The following is an 18,819-nucleotide window of genomic DNA, read 5'->3' as shown; positions in this document are numbered from 1 at the left end:
AACAATCTGGGCTTTTTTGTGCCATCTAATTTATAAGGTACGCACCCTACCGGCTAAAGTTCGCGCGCGCTGAATAAGCTCGTCTGGCGTGGCATTGGGCGCTACCCGCTCACACACCCACACGACCCGCCACTGCAACGCTTGCTCTGGCATTAAGGTGGTTAAAAAGCCCTGCTGCTCCAACTCGATGTAGGTGTTCTCGCCATTGGCGTAGACCTCAATCTCACCTTCGCCCGGTGCCATGAGTTGCGCGGGCACATTGCTAAACACTTTAAGTAACAGCCAGTCGGCGTTGTGGTAGGCCAGCCACCCCTCTTCGCCGTCGGCCATCAATTTATGGTTATCGGGCCCAATGCCGTTTGCCGGGTAATCAAACCAACTAACATTGCCCTGGTAGGTTAACGGCAGCGGGGCAAACTGCCCTTTCACCGGGCCGGTTTCACCGGTGGGGAAAAACACCGAGCCGGCGGCGGGCAGACGGGTGATCTCCCATGGCGCCAAGGTCAACTCTTGTTCGGCGTGGCTGGTAATGCGGTAATCCGCCACCAACGTATTGGCCATAGTGCCGAGCTTATAGTGCTTAGAAAAAGACACCTTTAGCTCGGGGTCAATATCGCTTGTTAAGCGCACCCCCGTGTCAGTCACAGCCACCTGATACGGATTAGCATCCAGAGCCTCTGGCGGCGGCCAGCCCCATATTGACTGCGGACTGGGCCAAAGCACGCTGCCCCAGTTATTGCCGCCCTTGGCGTCGCGCTGAGTTATCAGCCGCTCTTTACCGGCAAAGCGCAGGGAGCTAATTCGCCCGCCAGCGGCCGGGTTAATGCTTAGCGTTAAATCGCCGCGACGAAACTTAATAGCGTTAGAGTTAAGCGTTACGTAATCCGGTGGGGTAACCGCTTGTTCAGAGGCAGGCGAGGTTGCCGAAGACGGCGCCGGGCCGCAGCCGGCGGCCAATACAATAGCGGCTAGCAAGGGGCACAGGCGCATGGCGTCTCCTTATGTCATTTTTATGTATCGTTTTAGTACAGTAGCGTAAAAAGTTTGCGTTGATACTCGACCGCTAATGGGTCGCCTTTACCCAAAGTCGCCAGAATATCTGTCATGGCTTTGCGCGCTGCGCCGTCGTTAAACGCGCGGTCGCGCTTAAACAACTCAAGCAGTATCTCTAACGCCTGGCGATGCTGCCCCTCGGCATTGAGCTGCAGGGCATAGGCATAAGCCGTTTCGTTGTCCGCCGGGTTTTGCTCGTAGGCCGCGGCAAGTTTTTCCAGCTCGGGCGAGCCAGACGACTGTTTTTTAAGCTCCACCAAAGCCACCGCTTGCTCGTAAATGCCGTCTTGTTCAGCCAGTTTTACATTGGCCAATAATGCCTCGGCTTCTTCTACCCGGTTTAACTCGGCGTAGCATAAAGCGGTAAGCGAGGCGATTTGCGGCATTTGGTTAGACTCCTCCAACGCCTGGCGCAACAGCGGCAATGCGTCGGAGTAGCTGGCCTCATCCAACAGCGCACGGGCCTGGCCTAATGTGGCCTCCCACGCTTTAGGTAAATACTTATCCAGCATCTCGCGTATTTGTGCTTCCGGCTGAGCACCGGTAAAACCGTCAACCGGTTGGCCATCTTTAATGAGCATAACCGTTGGTAAACTGCGCACGCCAAATTGCGAGGCGAGCATTTGCTGATCATCGGCGTTAATTTTAGCCAGCACCAAATTATCGGGGTATTCCGCGGCAATTTTTTCCAGCAGAGGCATTAAGGTTTTACAGGGCTCACACCAATCGGCCCAAAAATCGACCATAACCAGTTTGCCAAAAGAGGCATCTATAATTTGTTGCTGGGCGTTCTCTGCGGTGACATCAAAGATATTCATAGCCGTGTTCTTTTGTTCGTTGAGGTAATTAAAGCAATTCGCCAACCGGCGTCACAGTAACCGATTGCTCGGCGCTACTGATAAAGGCGCTGCCATCGGCAATGCACACCGAGAGCGTCATATTCTTGGCCGCCAATGTGGCAAGTTCGGCCACTTCCAGCTCGTTTAAATGCCATACCGTTAAGTTCGACAACTTGCCAAACTCGCTGGCATTAGCCTGCCACCACTGATCGCGGCCGCGGCCGGCGCTATAAATAATTTGCGCCGCCGAGCGCGAACGCCCCTTTTTAACCCGATCGAGACTCGGCTGTCCCACCTCGATCCACTGGTGAATAACACCGGCCGGATCGACTTCCCACAAATCGGGCTCGTCATCGGTCGACAAGCCTTTGCCAAAGGTAAGATCCTCCGAGGCGTTAAAACAGTAGGCCAAAAGGCGAATCATCATTCGCTCTTCGGTCTCGGAGGGGTGCCGCGCCAGCGTTAATTTGCTGTCGTTGTAAACATGCCGGTCAGTATCCGACAAATTGAGGTGTACTTTATAAACACTGGCGCCTAAGGCCATAGGTTACTCCGGACGCATGTGCGGAAACAGCAACACATCGCGAATGGTAGAGGCGTTGGCAAATAACATAACCAAGCGGTCGATACCAATACCCTGCCCGGCGGTGGGCGGCAAGCCATATTCTAGTGCGCGCACATAATCAGCGTCGTAGTGCATGGCCTCGTCGTCGCCCGCGTCTTTTTCAGCCACTTGCTCTTTAAAGCGCGCAGCTTGATCTTCGGCATCGTTAAGCTCGCTAAAACCGTTAGCCACTTCTCGGCCACCGATAAAAAACTCAAACCGATCGGTAACAAAATCGTCTTCGTCCGAGCGACGCGCCAGGGGTGATACCTCGGTGGGGTATTTAGTAATAAAGGTTGGCTGATCGAGTTTTTCTTCAACGGTGGCTTCAAAGATTTCGATTTGCACTTTACCCAAACCGTAGCTGTCTTTTAACGGCACATGGAGTTGTTTGGCCACCGCGCGGGCGGACTCTAAATCGCTGATATCCGCCGCGGTTAGATCCGGGTTGTACTTCAAAATCGAGTCGAACACGCTTAAACGGGCAAACGGCTTGGCAAAATCGTATTCGCTGTCCTGGTACACCACAGTGGTGCTGCCCATCACGGTTTCACACAGCTTGCGCAGCATGTCTTCGGTTAAGTCCATTAAGTCGTTGTAGTCGGCGTAGGCCTGATAAAACTCCAGCATGGTGAACTCGGGGTTGTGGCGCGTCGATACCCCTTCGTTGCGGAAGTTGCGGTTGATTTCGTACACACGCTCAAAACCACCCACCACCAAGCGCTTAAGGTACAGCTCGGGCGCGATGCGCAGGTACATATCGATATCCAGCGCATTGTGATGCGTGACAAACGGACGCGCGGTGGCGCCACCGGGAATCACTTGCAGCATAGGCGTTTCGACTTCCATAAAATCTTTGCCATCTAAGTAGCCGCGGATAAAACTGATGCACTTAGAGCGTAAGCGAAAGGTATCGCGCACCTCAGGGTTCATAATCAAGTCCACGTAGCGCTGGCGATAACGCAACTCCTGGTCGGCCAGGCCGTGGTATTTTTCCGGTAGTGGGCGCAGCGACTTAGTCAGCAGTGTCCACTCGGTTAAATTAACGTACAAGTCACCCTTGCCCGATTTGTGCAGCGGGCCGGTGCCGCCAACGATATCGCCAATATCCCACTGGCCATCGCTTTCTTTAATGGCTTTTTGCGTGTCTTTATCGGCGTAGAGCTGAATCGAACCTACAGCGTCCTGAATCAACATAAAAGGGCCACGCTTGGCCATAATACGGCCGGCGACGGTGACTTGATGATCCAGCTGCTCGAGTTCGTCTTTCGCCTTTTCACCAAATTCGGCTTGCAAATCAACGCTGGTATCGGTGCGACGAAACTTATTGGGGAACGGGTTACCGCGCTCGCGAATAGCGGCCAGCTTGGCGCGGCGCTCGGCGATCAGTTTGTTTTCGTCTGGAACACTGGTTTGAGTAGTATCGTTGCTCATAGGGGTCACTTAATAATGTGAGTTCGATTAAAGTCCGGCCTTAAGGCTCGCCTCAATAAATTGATCCAGCGAACCGTCCAAAACACTTTGGCAGTTGCTGGTTTGCACACTGGTACGCAGGTCTTTAATGCGTTGATCGTCCAACACGTAAGAGCGAATTTGACTGCCCCAGCCAATATCCGACTTGGTGTCTTCCAGTGCTTGTTTATCGGCGTTACGTTTTTGAATTTCCAGCTCGTACAACTTAGCGCGCAGCATTTTCCAGGCTTTGTCGCGGTTGGCGTGCTGCGAACGCTCGCTTTGGCACTGCACCACCACATTGGTCGGCTCGTGGGTTAAACGCACGGCCGAGTCGGTTTTGTTAATGTGCTGGCCACCGGCACCGGAGGCGCGGTAGGTATCGGTACGAACATCAGAGGGATTGATATCGATTTCGATGTCGTCGTCGATCTCGGGCGAGACAAACACCGAGCAAAACGATGTATGGCGACGGTTGCCTGAGTCGAACGGTGATTTACGCACCAAGCGGTGGACCCCGGTTTCGGTTCGCAGCCAACCAAAGGCGTACTCGCCTTCAAAGCGGATAGTGGCACTTTTAATACCCGCCACTTCACCGGCCGAGGCCTCTTCTAACGACACCTTAAAGCCTTTCGCCTCGCCCCAGCGCAAATACATGCGCAGCACCATTTCGGCCCAGTCCTGCGCCTCGGTGCCACCCGATCCCGACTGAATATCCAGATAGGCACTGTTCTCGTCCATCTCACCCGAGAACATCCGACGAAACTCAAGCTTTTGCAGTTGCTGATCGAGTGCCTCGATCTCCTCAATCACCTCGTTCAGGCTGTCTTCGTCGCCCTCTTCTTTGGCCATATCCAACAGCTCTTCGCAGTCGGCAACACCGGTATCCAAATCGTCAATGGTTTTTACCACCGCCTCAAGGGACGAGCGCTCTTTACCCAGTGCCTGGGCCCGGTCGGGCTCGTTCCAAACATCGGGCTGACCGAGCTCTAGCTCAACCTCGGTTAAACGCTCTTTTTTGGTGTCGTAGTCAAAGATACCCCCTAAGCACGTCGGTACGCGCCTTGAGATCTTTTAATGCGGTGAGATGCGGATTAATTTCCATGGGTGCACACTGCCTAATATTGCTGTCTAAAAGGCGCGCATTCTACCTTAGATACGGCCTGTAAACTACCGCCGGGGCGCAATCTAAGCGCCGCCCCAGAGGTTCATAATCACCGCCACCAAGAGCACCTGAGGCAACACCACCAGCGGCAAAAACAAGGCCGTCTTCCAGGATTTCATGGTGTCTTTAATCACCATAATTTCGGTGTAGTCGGTGGCCACGCCGGCCATTAAAAACATAAAGCTATTGCCGGGGGCGCGGGCGCGATTCATTAAATCGGCGGCGATGGGAGTCGAACCCTCCGAGCACACCTCAATAATGGTGGCTGCCACCATGGTCAACAGCAAGCCGACGATTGACGGCCCAAACCACTGCTGAAACATCTCGACCGAGACAAACGCCCGGATGGCTGCCGCCAGCAAAACCCCAAACAACAACCAGCGCAACACCATACGCGAGCCCTTTAAACCCTCGTTTAACACGCCGCCCAAGGCGGTGGGGTGCCAGTTAATACCGCGCCATACGTCACCTAATTGCGACTTGAGCGGTGCGCGTGGAGCGTCGTCCTGTTGGTCTGCATTTGGGTTGTCCTGCAACCGGCGGCGCTTGACTAACGCATCAAACACCAGCCCCGCGATAACACCAATCACCATAGACACCGCGATAAACAACAGCGTCCAGCCCACACCAATTAACGCAAACATAATCAGGGTAAGCGATAGCGAGTTCCAGGGGCTGGCAATCAAAAAAGCCATCACTTGCCCGAGACTGGCGCCCTTTTGATAGAGCTTCATGCCCACCATTAAAATACCGTGACTGCACAAATCCAGCAGTACCCCGGCGGCGGTTGCCCGCACAATACCCGACACGGTGCCACCGCGCCCCAACAGAGAAACCACCAATTGCTGTGGCACATAGTGCAGTAGGCCGACAAACAAAATACCCACCAACACACCCCACCACATAGTGTTTAACAGCTCGAATACGCCGTGACTAAAATGCTCAAACCAACCGGGCCCGGTAACGCCCAAGGCGTAAGCGCCGTAAAACACCACGCACAAGGCAAGCGAGCCCCACAGCAAATAATCGATACGCTTCTTGCCAGCACTGGCGCCGTGATGGTCGGTATTGTGTTCATCATTAGGGGTGTGTGGTCCGCAGCAACTACTCATGAGAATCCTCCGGCAAGTTTGGGGTATCGCCAAGCAGGGTAAACGGCATGGGCCGATTAGCCGCACTCAGATCATTTAAAATGGCACATTGCGCCTGCTCATCGCCCTGACAACGTTGCGCGAGCTCTTCAAGGGTGTCCCGCATACGCGTCAGGTTATTAAGCTGCTCATCTAACTGGGCAATCTTATGCTGCACCGCCCGTTTTACATCGGCACTGTGGCGCTCGGTGTCGCCAAACAGCGCCAGCAGCTCGGCGCACTCTTGCAGCGAAAACCCCACCCGACGGGCACGGGCCAACAGTGTCAGTTGTTTTATATGGTCGCCGCCGTAGTCGCGGTAGCCGTTGTCCCGGCGCCGACTCTTAACCAAGCCCTGAGATTCGTAGTAGCGGATCGCTTTTGCCGTCAACCCCGTCTCGCGGGCCACCTCGCCAATCTTCATAGACTTTCTCCCGTGCTCTCGCCGTTTTCACCACAATCGTGCTCTCGCCGTTTTCACCACAATAAAGCTTACCCCGAGGTTAAGGTCAATGCCCGGCGGCTTAATTATTTTGCGAAAGGCTCGTCAGATTTACCTTAAAAAAGGCTATAGACTGCGCAGTAGTTAGCTTATAGGGACGAAAGAAAGCACCCGGAATCGCAACAAATATCAGTAAATTCAAACGGTTAAGAAGAGTTCTTGACAAAATGCGTGAAACATCGACAATAACGGGACGATAATGATTGAGCACTGGGAAGAATCGATGGAATATTTGGACACCTCTCACCCAGAGTGGGCCAGAATGTGGGATGAGCTAGCCTACTACCCCATGAACGATGGTGATCATCTGTGTATCAATGGCAGCGACTGCTGGGAGTATATGGGCTCTAGCGCAGACCACCATCACTTGCGCCACCCCAACCACCCCGCCACCGGCAGCGCCGAGTACTTTTACATCGAGCGGCCCCGGGCGGCTGTTGGCTGGGCCTAAATGTAACCGCGGCGCTCAATCAGCGCCGCACGCCCCGACGCTAAACTCCCATGTTTTTTAACGCGTTAACTATCTGCCCTAATACCGCCGATACCTGAGGGTGCTCTTCTTCGTACTCCTCCAGCATCGCCTCCAGCGTATCCACCGGGCGCGGATCTTTGACATCGTCGGTGCCGCGCGCGTGAGTGTGACGATCTAACTCATGCATTAAGCGTTTTTGCGCATCGCTCTCACCCTCGTCGGCAAACAGTTCGTGCAATCGACCAATAAGCTGGTCGAGCTGATGGTCAGGTTGTTGTTGCGCCATAGATCACCTCTTATTAAAAAATTAGTACACCACACCTGCGTCTGACGGCTTGGTATGGTATAAACACTGCGCTAAAGCTTGCCACGCTGCTGAGTTATAATGGCCCACCAGCGACAGCAAGCACCAATATAACTGCCCCTGATAGAGCGCGTCCAGAAGCGCCTCGCAGCAATAAGAAATAACAACACATTGGGCCAAGAACGCAATCAAATACAGCCGTATTGACCGCTAATGTCAGGAGAAAAAGGTGGTAACACCTGCGCACACACAAACACCGCCGCGCCGGATGCGATCATTGCGACAGCTGCTGGACACTCAATTCGGGCGCTTCGCGATGGTGGGGGCCGCGGCAACCGGGCTACAGTACCTGCTGTTAATTGTCTTTGCCGAGCTGACACCCCTAACACCAGTGGCCAGCTCTGCGCTGGCATTTTCACTATCGGCACTGTTTAACTATCTGGCCAACTACTATCTGACCTTTCAGTCCAACAAGCGCCATACAGAGGCATTCAGCCGCTTTGCGGTAACCGCACTGATTGGCCTGCTGATCAATACTCTGGTGTTTTATCTGGCACAGCTTGTTTTACCGCATTACTTATTATCGCAATGCGTGGCGACCATAATCACACTTATCAGCAACTTTTTGCTGCACAAATACTGGATCTACAAGTAATCTTATGTCCGAACATACACTCGCCATTGTCGCGCCCTGTTACAACGAGCAGGAAATGCTGCCCACCAGTATTCCGGTGCTGCTAGAAACCTTAGACAGGCTCATTGCCGCCCATAAAATCAGCCCGGCCTCGCAGCTGTATTTTGTTGACGACGGCAGCCGGGACAACACCTGGCAACAACTAAGCGAGGCCTGTGAGGCGCACCCGGGGCGCATCGTCGCCTTGCGCCTGTCGCGCAATAAAGGCCACCAAAATGCTTTGCTGGCCGGGCTTGAAAACACCAGCGAAGATATGGTCGTTAGTATTGATGCCGATTTACAGGACGACCCGGTTAATATTGATAAAATGGTCGACGCCTATCTCGCCGGCAGCGAGGTCGTGTACGGCGTGCGCGCCGCAAGGGACACGGACACCAAATTTAAACGCTTCACCGCCGAGGGCTACTACCACGTCATGCGCAAGCTGGGCGTCGACTTGGTCTTTAATCACGCCGACTTTCGCCTTATGAGCCGCCGGGCCCTTAATGCCCTGCTCGAATACCCTGAAAGCCAGCTGTTTTTACGCGGTATGGTACGCGAGGTAGGGTTCGACTCCGCCATCGTCGAGTACGACCGCCAAAGCCGTATTGCGGGCGAGAGCAAATACCCGCTGCGTAAAATGTTATCGCTTGCCTGGCACGGTATTTCCAGTTTCTCTACTGCGCCGCTGCGGGCCATCACCTTACTGGGCATTACCGCCAGCGCTCTGTCTCTGCTAACTCTACTCTGGGTTCTTGCAACCCGGATATTTACCGACAACGCGATACCGGGCTGGACCTCGATTCTGTTACCGCTACTGTTTATTGGCAGCGTGCAACTGCTTAGCCTTGGTGTTATTGGCGAATACTTAGCAAAACTCTACACCGAAGTAAAAAAACGCCCACGCTATCACATAAGCGAGCGGGTTAGCGGCACAAACAGTAATGACAACCGTGTGTAAGCCGCGCCGTTTGTGGTATTCTTTTTGCCATAGAGCGCCACATAAAATCGAGCCGCCTGGCTCTTTAACCGTGGCACTACGGTAAGTTTTCCCTCGGCAAAACTTTACAAAAGACGTTAAAGGAAGTTGGTTGAATCGGCTGGGTACAAGATCCTACACGGCCAACGGCTTAGCTTAGCCCACATGGAGTGCTCTAAATGGCAAAATTGGAATGTCAGTTTTTTCCCGGAACCCCGGCAACCTGGAACTGCACTAACTGTGACACCGTGTACGGGGAGCGCTGCATTCCCGCCGGTCACAGCCACCACTGGGGCCCGCGCCACCCGGCTTGCATCCGCTGCAATCAGCCACTTGCCTACTTAGGCAACGCAACCGACGCCAAGCCTTTTTGGCAGCAACTCCCCCACTTTTTTGCCTACCCGCTACAAGCCCGCGCACTTGGGGTGCTCGCGCTGCTAACCTTGCTTAATACTTTCGTCAATGGCGGGCTTACCGGTTTGGTCGCGAGCTTATTCAGCATGGCGGTACTCATTAAATACGGCTTTGCCATTATTAATGAGCGCGGTCAGGGCCACACACACGCGCCCTCGCTGGCCGACGTTTTACTCAATGACCCGGACCACTTGTTTTTACGGCAAACCCTGTTGATGATTGCCATGGGGGTTTTGATTAGCTTTGCCGCCTCTGTAGCACCGAGCCTTGGGTTACTGGTCATGGGCTTTTTAACGCTCGCCATGCCGGCCAGCATTATGCTGTTAGCCGTCGATAAATCGGTGCGCAGCGCCCTCAACCCGCTAAAGCTGATGACACTGATGATGATCATTGGCTGGCCCTATTTACTGCTCTGGTTTTGCTCTCAGGCAATCGCCGTCGGGCCTTATATTTTGGCCGAATTTATGATTGGCGACAGCACGCAACAGACGCCGCCCGGTATATTCACCTTTGTCGCCCTGAACTTCTCGGTGGCCTACTTCAGCATTATGCTCTACACCATGCTTGGCTATGTACTGTTTGAGTACCAGCACGAGCTGGGGTATCACACCGCCGTTGACGACACCGAAGCGCTGAGCGCACACGCGTTTTTAAAAGCTCGTACGCTGGGTGAGGTGGCGGTACTGATCAGCGACCAAAAATATCCGGAGGCGCGCCAATGCTTGCGCTCGGCGCTCGACTCCGTGCGTGACGATACCGAGTTACACACCCGCTACCACAAATTATTAATGCTGCTGGATGACCAGGAGGCGCTTGCCAACCACGCCGAATACTTAGTGCAATTGCTGCTCGATCAGCGGCAACCGGCGCGGGCCGTTGGCATTGTGTTAGACGTACAATCGCGCGTTGCCAACTTTAAGCTAAGCAAGCCCGCCACCGCGGTAACCATTGCCGAGCGTATGACGGAACAAGGCCATCATCGCAACGCCGTGCGCTTACTGCAAAATTTTCACAAACACCAGCCTAACGATCGTCTTTTGCCGGCCGCGTATTTACTGGTAGCCAAAACACTTATCGAGTATTTGGGTGATGATAACAACGGCCGCGCCATAGCCCGCTACACCCTTAACAAACACCCCAACTGCAAAGAGCGTAACGAGCTGGAGCAACTGCTAACCATTACGGTTCATTAGGCACTGAGGCGGATGCCCGTCTGGTCGTCGCCATTTTTTGTCGTGCCCACTGGGCGTAAACCTCGGCCCTGTCCTTTTTATTCAGCTGCAAAAAGCGCTGTGCCAACGCCTGCGCTAATTTTGCTGTCAGTGCCGGCGCTTCAGGGCTTAACGCACAGTACTCCTGCGCAATTTCATCGGCCGCCGTCGTCCACTCGCGCCCGGCACCGGGTGTTTGCACAAACTGTTTTAGCGCGGCGAAGGTCACCTCGTGAAACACCCGATCGCGGGGCTGATTTTTATAAAGGTTAAACTGCAAGCGCCACGGCCTCGGGTCGGTTTTATGCTGTTCGCACAGCACCCGAACACGCGAGCGGGCACGGTTAAATTCAAGATTAGCCGCCAGTGCTTGCACCTGTTGCAGCTGCTCCGTCAGGTGCGCGGCCCGGTCATTGTGCGCCTCTTGGCTGGCAAACTCGCGGCGGCTAACCGGCCACGCCAGCATCACAAACACCCCGGCCACCAGGCCGCCAATATGAGCCCAGTAAGCGGTATTCGAGTCGACAAAAAAGTGGCCATACAGTTCTTTCGCGACCCACACCGGAAACACCCACAGCGCCGGGGCGACAAACTCGCCAAAGTAAAACAATACACTGTAAAAAAAGCGGATTTTACGCAGCCGGTACAGCGCTAAATACATACCCATCAGGCCCGAGATGGCACCAGAGGCGCCCACCAATGGCACCTCTGAGCTCGGGTTAAGCGCAACAAACAAACCGCCGGCGGCAACCCCACTGACCACATAGCCCAGCAGGTAACGCCAGGCACCCAGCGCTCGCTCCAGGGTAAAGCCAAATAAAAACAAAAACACCATATTGCCCAGCAGGTGGCCCCAACCACCGTGTAAAAACATACTGGTGATAAAACTCACCGGGCGGGCTTCGGCGGGCACGAGCCCCGCCTGTAAACTGCTTACCGTATTGCGTTGGCGCTCAAAGGCCCGGCGGCCATCGCGCCAGCCATTCACATCCTCAATGTTCTGCCCGCGATCCACCCACACCTCGCGCAGGTAGTGCTCGTACTCAACATCAAACATGGCATGGGTTAAGGGCGAGCCATTGGCATGGCGCGAGTCCCAATGGGCAACATTCTCGGGGTGATACTCTTGCAGATACTCGCGGTAATAAGGGCGCTCGATATCGTCGAGCTGATAGTTATGATAGATATCCTGAGCCAATTCGAGCTTGGCCGCGTCGTTACCCTGATAAAACAAAAAAACAAAAACGTTCAGGGCAATCAGCGCCAGAGTAATCAGCGGCGGGTGAGACCAGTCGGGCTTGTCCTGTATCGGAATAATTAACATACCACATCCCTGTAAAGCTACGGCCCCAAAAGGGGCCGTAGCGCGAGGTTATTACTATTAGCGGCCGGTTCTGCGGCGCTGGCGGGCGATTAAGCCCAGCGCCAGTAGCAGCAGCGCCCAGGGGCCGGCAGCACCGCCGCCACCACCACCGCCACCATTATCACCACCATTGTCGGTGGGTGGTGCAGGCGGCACCTCAGGCTCGCCATCACCATCGCCGTCACCGGTATCAGACACGGGTTTCGCAACACCGCCCGGATCGAGAATCATGCTATTGGCTACGCCGTCGGCATCGTTGGGGCCACCATCTTCAAGGGTCAGTTGAACACACCAGTAGCCTTCAATCAATCCGCTTTGCCATTGATCGCTGCCCGGAGGAGGACAGTAACCCTCAGCGCCCGCGCTGGAGTGAAGCGCATTATTGGCGTCTTCGATAAAGCTAAACCACGTCTCACTTTGCCACTTGCGGTACTCAGCGTCCGCCGGAATCACTTCACGTAACGGTATAACAACCTGAGCCTGTGCACCGGTCTGTGTTAATCCGCCCACGCCAAAGTCAAAGTAACCGCCCACATTCTGGAAGCCCTCGTCTTCTGGCAGGTCATCCACCTCGACCCAGATTAACGCACCGTCGGCACCGACGCCGCTGCCCGGATGACAAATCAAGCCGGCCGGACACTCCAGTAAGAAGCGGTCGTTGTACCCGGCGCTGGTTGCTGTCACGTGAGCGAGGCTATGGGCATCCAGGTAATCCGGCACACCGTCGCCGTCACTGTCGACGTAGCCTTCTTCCGCATCCGGGGTACCATCGCCGTCCTGGTCGCTCTCGGCACCCAGAGCCGCTAAGGTCTCGACCACCGCAAACGCAACCTGATTATGGCTCAGATGACCGGCACTGTCGGTAACGCTAAGGGCGGCGCGATAAACACCCACCGGCAACAGCTCGGGGTTAATGTCGATACTTTCGCCCGCCTCGGCGAACAAAGACTCAAGCTCGGTAATGCCCGACCAGTTCAGCTCGTAAGCCTCACCTTCCGCGTCGAAGACACTCGCGCTCAACTGCAACGGCCCTCCATCACGTGCCACTACTGAACGGCGCTCATCATTTTGCATTAACTGCGCACTGACGATAGCAGGCACGTTGCTCTCGGTTACCGTCATGCGGTGTTGCGATTTAACGCCCGGGTTGAAGTTATAAAGGCTATCGGCGGGCTCACCCGCACGGTAGTCGAGCGCCACTATCAGGGTTTCGTCTGCCTCGGTTTCGCTGTCGGGCGTTATCAGTACCTCAACGGTCGCCTCAAGCTCGCCCTCGTTAAAGGTAACGCTATTGCCCAAAAGGCTGTAGTCGGCCGCGCTGGCGGTGCTGTTGCTATCCACCACGTAGGGCACGCTGAGTGGGTACTCAGGCGCCGGGCCATTTAAAAACACCCGGAAGCGGCTAATACTGCCCTCGGCCACCGTTTGATCGGGCCCCATGGACACCAGCGGGGCAACGTCCACTTGTTGCGATTGTTGCACACGGTTGCCCGCGCGATCTTCGGCCCACCACTCGAGGGTGTGACGACCCGGCGCCAGATAGAGCGCGCCGTTCTCGGCCCCTTGCACGGATACCGCACAACAGTCGGCGTCGATACGGTCACTCGCCAGGGCCCGTAAGGCGCTGTTCAGCTCGTCGTCACTGGCGCTTTCGTCTAAGCCTAACAACTGACCCAGACTAATGCGGGTGTACAAGCCACTGGCGCTGAAGCTTGCCGCCGGCGGCGGCGTCAGCATGGGCGGCATTGCGTCTAGGTAGTCGTCAATGTCGCTGGCATCGGTCTCGTCTATGCCCTCCTGGTAATCACTGACGCCATCGCCGTCACTGTCCACCGCGGGGGTAACCTCGACCGAGAAAGGCGCCAACTGTACGCTCTCGCGGCCGTCGCTAACGGTGATGACGATGTCGTCGTAGCGGCCCACCTGGGCGTCGCCGGCAATACCGCTGAGCACACCGGTGTTGGCGTCCAGCACTAACCAGTCGGGCGCGCCCGAGGTGCTAAAGCTTAAGCTGTCGCCATCGGCGTCGGTTGCGGTAGGCGCAAAGCGGTACAGCTCTCCGACGGTGATGGTGGCCACAGGTGAACCGCCAATGCTGGGCACTTCGTTGGCATTGGGGTCGATGACCTCGATACCAAACGCGGGCAGCGAGGCGCTGCTGGTGCCGTCACTAACGGAGATTTCGATCCCGGAATAGGTACCGGCATCGACGGCCAACGGCGTACCCGCCAAGCGCCCGGTGCTGCTGTTAAAGCTCGCCCACACGGGTAAGTTGATAATCGAGTAGGTTAAGGTATCGCCGGTATCCACATCCGCGCCGTTGGCGGTAAAGCTATAGGCGCTGCCGGCCTGGGCCGAGTTAGGCGCGCTGCCGCTAATGGTCGGGGCATCATTCACCGCGTTAACCGTAATGCTAACGTTGGCCATAACAGACTCGCCGCCCTCGTCATCCAGCACGGTGTAGCCGAAGCTGTCGGTGCCGTTAAAGTCGGCGGCGGGTGTGTAGGTGACGGTGCCGTCGCCGTGGTTATCGACGCTGCCGTTGCTGGCGGCGCTGGTAACCGTGACCGTGGTGATATCAACCGTACCGTCAATATCGCTGTCGTTATCCAGCAGCGAAATCAGCACGGCGGTATCTTCATCGGTCACGGCGATGTCATCGGCCGCGCTGGGCAAGTCGTTGACGCTGTCGATGGTGAGGGCCACGGTGGCCTCGGCAGACCACTCACCCAGATCGTCCATCACCCGATAGCCAAAGCTGTCGCTCCCAAAGTAGTTCTCGCCCGGGGTATAGGTGACCATACCGGTGGTCGCGTTGACGCTGGTGGCACCGTTAGCCGGGGCGGTAACGATCTCGACGCTGGTCACATTGAGGGTGCCATCGATGTCGCTATCGTTACCCAACACGTTGATGTTGTGCGGGGTATCTTCCTGCAAGGCGGTCACGGTATCGTCGGCGGCCACGGGGGCGTCATTGATGCTGTTAACGGTGACGGTGACGGTGGCCTCGTTAGAAGTGCCACCGAGGTTGTCGTCCACCTGATACGTAAAGTTGTCGGCACCGTTAAAGTCGGCGTCGGGGGTGTAGGTGATCGCCCCGGTGGTGGCATTCACAACCGCAGTACCATGGGCGCCGTCGTTGACAATCGCCACGGTCGTGACATTGAGGGTGCCGTCGATGTCGCTATCGTTGCTCAGCACATTAATCTCGACCGAATCATCTTCGTCCACACTGGCGGCGTCGGCGGCGGCCACAGGCACATCATTCACGCCAAGCACCGTGACGGTGACGGTAGCTACGTTGGAGGTCGCGCCATTGCTGTCTTCGATGGTGTAGCTAAAGGTATCGGTGCCCTCGTAATCGGCCGCGGGAGTGTAATCAATCACGCCGCCATTGACCACCGCCGTACCGTGGGAAGGTGCGCCAGCAATAGCAAGGGTGGCGGCATCCGGGCTATCGCCCGCGTCCACATCGCTATCGTTGGCCGCCACATTAATGCTAATCAGCGTATCTTCGTTGGTGGTGGTGGTATCGTTGGCTGCCACCGGCGCATCATTCACCGGGTTAACCGTGACGGTGACGGTAGCGACGTTAGACACCTCACCCCACACGTCTTCGACGGTGTAGGTAAAAGTGTCCGTGCCTTCAAAGTCGGCATGCGGGGTATAGGTGATCACCCCGGTGCCGGTATTAATACTGGTGCTACCGTTGGTCGGAGCCGTACCGATGCTGACGCTGGCGACGTTAAGGCTGCTGTCGCTGTCGGTGTCGTTAGCCAACACCGCAACATCGACCGCCGTGTCTTCATTGGTACTGGTGGCATCGTTGCCGGCCACCGGCGCGCTGTTGGCCACGGTAAAGTTCAGGGCAGTTTTATCGCTGATACCGGCGTAGGCGTTGCCGCCGGCGTCGGTAAAGGCGTTGGCGCCAATCTGCAGATAGTACTCAGTCGTCGGGGCTAAGTTGCCGGGCAAATCGACCGTTACGGTGCTACCGGCCACACTGACGGCGGCGTTATCGGCGGCGATATTGGCGACATTTGAATCGTCTGAGACTTGGCGCACGGTAATGGTATTAGCGCCGCTAGTACCGGCCACCACCGCTTCCGAGAAGGTAAACACCAAGTCGTCATCGTGGCCAAAGCTTGTGGAGTCATCCACCGGTTGGCTGGCGGCTAAGGTGGGCGCGGCCGAGTCAATCACGATGTTTTTGTTGGCCGCTAACGAACCGGCCGCGCCGGGCGAGGCCAAGGTTAAGGTAGCGGCGTTGCCGGCGGCATCGGCCACTGTTCCGCCGTTTAAGGCAAAGGCCGTGGTGCTGGCGTAGTCCAAATCAGTGGCGGTATCGCCCGCTTGAACCGTGTAGTTAAACGTCAGGGTGCTGCTGCCGGACCCACTCGTGTAGCTCACCGAGCGATCAGACGTACCGGTTTCCAGCGTAAACGTCGGTGTACCGGTCACGGTCACACTCTCACTCAGGCTCACCGCCAGGCTGATCACATCGCCCACGCCATAGGTGCCATCGGCGGCGGTAGCGGTGACACCCGTTACCGTTGGTGCCACCGCATCAAGGGTGTGAGTGTCGCCACTGGTAAAGGCCGCCACATAGCCATTGGTGCCATTGCCATTACCATTGCCGTCGACAATATTGGTGTTGCTATTCAGGTCTAGACGCAGTGTGCCCTCGCCCGCAATATTGTTAACCGTGACAGTAATCGCACTGCCCGATGCCGCCGATACGCTGGCGATATCTGCTGTGGCGGTGCCGGTGGTCGTCAACGCAAAATCATCCACACTGACGTTATTGGCGGCTTTATCAAAGCTTACAATGTAGCTCACTGAGCTGGCATTCGCCGCCGGGCCGCCCGTTAGCGATACGCTGCTTACACTCGGAGGCGTGTTATCGACAGCGGTAAACTGGGCGCTATCCGCGACGCTCAAAGCTCCTGACTCGGCGCGCAAGTTAAAGTTCTCGGGGCCAGAGCCACTCGGCGCGTAGGTAATCTGCATGCCGTTAAAGGTGGCAACACCGCTGCTTGGCGTGAGCGATACCGTCGCACCATTGCCATCGTTATCCCCCGTGCCACTCATAAGCACACCACCCGGGCCGTTCACCTCATACAGGGTAATGTCTGTGCTGTAGCCGGTATCTACCACACCGAGTGAATCCACCGCTTGCACGACGGGCGCCGTGGTCAAGCTAGTGGCACTGCCCGGTGACAGATTAAGTGGCGCCGGCTGCGTAGCGAAAGCCAGCGCTGTGGCTACAACATCGGAGGTGACAGCAGTGGCATCAACCGTTGCAAGATTGGACCCCACGCCATCCTGATCATTGGCTGTTAAGGTAAAGCTTTGTTGATCAGCTGTGGCCGTGTAAGTCAGGTTTGTAAACGTAGCGACACCACCCACCGCAGCTACGGAGTTACTCGTTAGTGAGCCACTGGCGCTTTCGATTAGCGTGATTGTTTCGGTAAAGCCGGTATCGGTATTGCCAAAGGCATCTTGTGCGGTTACGACCGGCTGAGTGCTTAACGCCGCGCCCGACACACTACCCGCAGGCTGAGTGGTAAACGTCAACTGGCTCGCGGTCACGTCCATTACGGTGCCGCTGCCATTGGTAATCGCCGAGGTGCTAGCCATCTGCGTGCCCGAGCCAGCCACGGTGACATTGGTATCGCCATCAACGCTCAGCACAATCGTACGGCCATCCACCACGTTGGTGTTATCGTTGTAGTAGGCGTTGAGGGTGTAGGTTTCAGATCCCCCATCGGCAACAGAAATACTTAAACCTGCAAAGGTAATCGTGTCGCTAACAGCGTGATACGTACCGGTCACATTATTCGCGTCGTTACCGTTTAAACGCCAGGTAATGTTTGCGCGATCGGTATCAGTAGAGGTGCCCGACACATTCACTGTGATTTGGCTAACATTGAGCGGCAGGCCATCGTTGGTGCCACCGTCACTTAAGGTAAAATCAAAAACATTCACCGCTTCGCCAACGGTGTCCGCGACGGTGTTCAAACTTACCGGCTCGGTAACGCCAACTCCGGCTGTTAAGTTACCGTCAGTGTCCGGCACTAGCTCGTCAAAGTTCAAGTCATCGATATCGAGGACCAGGTCCTGGCCTGAAATCGTGAAATAGGAGATGTTGTCGAAGCTTGAGTTGCCAGAGACGTCAACAGTTTCGGTAGTAAAAATATTATTACTCGGGTAGCTCACGTTACCACCTGTATTGGAGGTAACGCTAATGTTCCCGGAAGCAAGACCATCAAGCACAAAGCCCATTAGGCGAAAGTTACTGCCGTCCGCAGCCTCGATTCGAACACTTGCCAAGTCATATCTGCCGCCAGAATCAAATTTCATAACAAAGTCTAGCCCGCCACCAATGTAACTACCATTTGAAACTTCCGATGAATAAGTACCACTAGGGCCTGATAAAGTGTACCGAAGGCCATCTAAATCAAAAATACTCGAGGTGAAGGTTTGGTTAGCGTCGTCGTTATAGTTCTCGTCCGTTGCCGCCGCGACACTATTTTCTACCGTCGTTATTAATAAAATACCGGTAAAAATCACCGCCGTACGTTGCCATACGCACCTAAAATTATTCGCTAAACCGATAGCGGTGTGAATTATCGACATACCCTACTTCCCCTCGAAA

14 protein-coding genes are annotated in these 18,819 nt (G+C 55.6%); 4 read left to right on the top strand and 10 right to left on the bottom strand.

Translation table 11 applies throughout. The features are described from left to right. Positions 1-30 precede the first annotated feature (30 nt). The 7 genes from AAC019_RS13215 to cueR all read right to left on the bottom strand — a co-directional run bounded on the left by AAC019_RS13215 (position 31) and on the right by cueR (position 6,667). On the bottom strand, positions 31-990 hold the full coding sequence (locus tag AAC019_RS13215) for a DUF4380 domain-containing protein (RefSeq protein WP_339899452.1): 960 nt from the start codon (positions 988-990) through the stop codon (positions 31-33). 32 nt (positions 991-1,022) lie between these two features. Beyond that, positions 1,023-1,871: a thioredoxin gene (trxA, locus tag AAC019_RS13210; protein ID WP_339899451.1), complete on the bottom strand. Its 849-nt coding sequence runs from the start codon at positions 1,869-1,871 to the stop codon at positions 1,023-1,025. A gap of 28 nt (positions 1,872-1,899) precedes the next feature. Continuing rightward, positions 1,900-2,436 (bottom strand): YaeQ family protein, encoded by a 537-nt coding sequence (locus AAC019_RS13205; protein ID WP_339899449.1) that lies wholly within the window; start codon positions 2,434-2,436, stop codon positions 1,900-1,902. Positions 2,437-2,439: 3 nt separating this feature from the next. Beyond that, complete coding sequence (lysS, locus tag AAC019_RS13200; protein WP_339899448.1) at positions 2,440-3,930, bottom strand: lysine--tRNA ligase; 1,491 nt, start codon at positions 3,928-3,930, stop codon at positions 2,440-2,442. A gap of 27 nt (positions 3,931-3,957) precedes the next feature. Then, a protein-coding gene (prfB, locus tag AAC019_RS13195) for a peptide chain release factor 2 (RefSeq protein ID WP_339899447.1) occupies positions 3,958-5,053 on the bottom strand; the annotation gives its coding sequence in 2 pieces (ribosomal slippage) (positions 3,958-4,980 and positions 4,982-5,053; 1,095 coding nt in all). An 83-nt stretch (positions 5,054-5,136) separates the two neighbouring features. Further along, on the bottom strand, positions 5,137-6,225 hold the full coding sequence (locus tag AAC019_RS13190) for a permease (RefSeq protein WP_339899446.1): 1,089 nt from the start codon (positions 6,223-6,225) through the stop codon (positions 5,137-5,139). After that, positions 6,218-6,667 (bottom strand): Cu(I)-responsive transcriptional regulator, encoded by a 450-nt coding sequence (gene cueR / locus AAC019_RS13185; RefSeq protein WP_339899445.1) that lies wholly within the window; start codon positions 6,665-6,667, stop codon positions 6,218-6,220. Before cueR ends, AAC019_RS13190 begins: the two co-directional genes overlap by 8 nt. A 277-nt stretch (positions 6,668-6,944) precedes the next feature. Between cueR and AAC019_RS13180 the strand changes: the two genes are divergently transcribed. Then, the gene (locus AAC019_RS13180) at positions 6,945-7,196 is read left to right on the top strand and encodes a 4-diphosphocytidyl-2C-methyl-D-erythritol kinase (RefSeq protein ID WP_232301205.1); all 252 of its coding nucleotides are present in this window, start codon (positions 6,945-6,947) and stop codon (positions 7,194-7,196) included. Positions 7,197-7,236: 40 nt separating this feature from the next. Here the strand turns inward: AAC019_RS13180 and AAC019_RS13175 are convergent, their stop codons facing one another. Beyond that, entirely contained in the window at positions 7,237-7,503 is a 267-nt protein-coding gene (locus AAC019_RS13175) for a DUF4404 family protein (RefSeq protein ID WP_339899442.1), read from the bottom strand. 247 nt (positions 7,504-7,750) lie between these two features. Here AAC019_RS13175 and AAC019_RS13170 point away from each other — a divergent pair, with 247 nt between their 5' ends. The 3 genes from AAC019_RS13170 to AAC019_RS13160 all read left to right on the top strand — a co-directional run bounded on the left by AAC019_RS13170 (position 7,751) and on the right by AAC019_RS13160 (position 10,780). Next, positions 7,751-8,176, top strand: a complete 426-nt coding sequence (locus AAC019_RS13170; protein ID WP_339899441.1) for a GtrA family protein — start codon at positions 7,751-7,753, stop codon at positions 8,174-8,176. 4 nt (positions 8,177-8,180) lie between these two features. Continuing rightward, entirely contained in the window at positions 8,181-9,155 is a 975-nt protein-coding gene (locus AAC019_RS13165) for a glycosyltransferase family 2 protein (RefSeq protein ID WP_339899440.1), read from the top strand. A 197-nt stretch (positions 9,156-9,352) separates the two neighbouring features. After that, a complete protein-coding gene (locus AAC019_RS13160) occupies positions 9,353-10,780 on the top strand; it encodes a hypothetical protein (protein ID WP_339899439.1) in 1,428 nt (475 codons plus the stop codon). Here AAC019_RS13160 and AAC019_RS13155 read toward each other — a convergent pair. Together AAC019_RS13155 and AAC019_RS13150 are read right to left on the bottom strand one after the other, a co-directional pair. Next, positions 10,767-12,122 (bottom strand): rhomboid family intramembrane serine protease, encoded by a 1,356-nt coding sequence (locus tag AAC019_RS13155; protein ID WP_339899438.1) that lies wholly within the window; start codon positions 12,120-12,122, stop codon positions 10,767-10,769. The genes AAC019_RS13160 and AAC019_RS13155 overlap by 14 nt on opposite strands. A 57-nt stretch (positions 12,123-12,179) precedes the next feature. Further along, positions 12,180-18,800 (bottom strand): Ig-like domain-containing protein, encoded by a 6,621-nt coding sequence (locus AAC019_RS13150; protein ID WP_339899437.1) that lies wholly within the window; start codon positions 18,798-18,800, stop codon positions 12,180-12,182. Between the last annotated feature and the right edge of the window lie 19 nt (positions 18,801-18,819).

Source organism: uncultured Gilvimarinus sp., from assembly GCF_963975215.1.
Lineage (GTDB): Bacteria > Pseudomonadota > Gammaproteobacteria > Pseudomonadales > Cellvibrionaceae > Gilvimarinus.
The sequence above is the reverse complement of the archived record's forward strand: the minus strand, read 5'-3'. Positions and strand labels throughout refer to the sequence as shown.

Bases quoted from the DNA above. Each gene is read 5' to 3' on its own strand.
- AAC019_RS13215 (WP_339899452.1), bottom strand. From the start codon at position 990: ATGCGCCTGTGCCCCTTGCTAGCCGCTATTGTATTGGCCGCCGGCTGC.
- trxA (WP_339899451.1), bottom strand. From the start codon at position 1,871: ATGAATATCTTTGATGTCACCGCAGAGAACGCCCAGCAACAAATTATA.
- AAC019_RS13205 (WP_339899449.1), bottom strand. From the start codon at position 2,436: ATGGCCTTAGGCGCCAGTGTTTATAAAGTACACCTCAATTTGTCGGAT.
- lysS (WP_339899448.1), bottom strand. From the start codon at position 3,930: ATGAGCAACGATACTACTCAAACCAGTGTTCCAGACGAAAACAAACTG.
- AAC019_RS13190 (WP_339899446.1), bottom strand. From the start codon at position 6,225: ATGAGTAGTTGCTGCGGACCACACACCCCTAATGATGAACACAATACC.
- cueR (WP_339899445.1), bottom strand. From the start codon at position 6,667: ATGAAGATTGGCGAGGTGGCCCGCGAGACGGGGTTGACGGCAAAAGCG.
- AAC019_RS13180 (WP_232301205.1), top strand. From the start codon at position 6,945: ATGATTGAGCACTGGGAAGAATCGATGGAATATTTGGACACCTCTCAC.
- AAC019_RS13175 (WP_339899442.1), bottom strand. From the start codon at position 7,503: ATGGCGCAACAACAACCTGACCATCAGCTCGACCAGCTTATTGGTCGA.
- AAC019_RS13165 (WP_339899440.1), top strand. From the start codon at position 8,181: ATGTCCGAACATACACTCGCCATTGTCGCGCCCTGTTACAACGAGCAG.
- AAC019_RS13160 (WP_339899439.1), top strand. From the start codon at position 9,353: ATGGCAAAATTGGAATGTCAGTTTTTTCCCGGAACCCCGGCAACCTGG.
- AAC019_RS13155 (WP_339899438.1), bottom strand. From the start codon at position 12,122: ATGTTAATTATTCCGATACAGGACAAGCCCGACTGGTCTCACCCGCCG.
- AAC019_RS13150 (WP_339899437.1), bottom strand. From the start codon at position 18,800: ATGTCGATAATTCACACCGCTATCGGTTTAGCGAATAATTTTAGGTGC.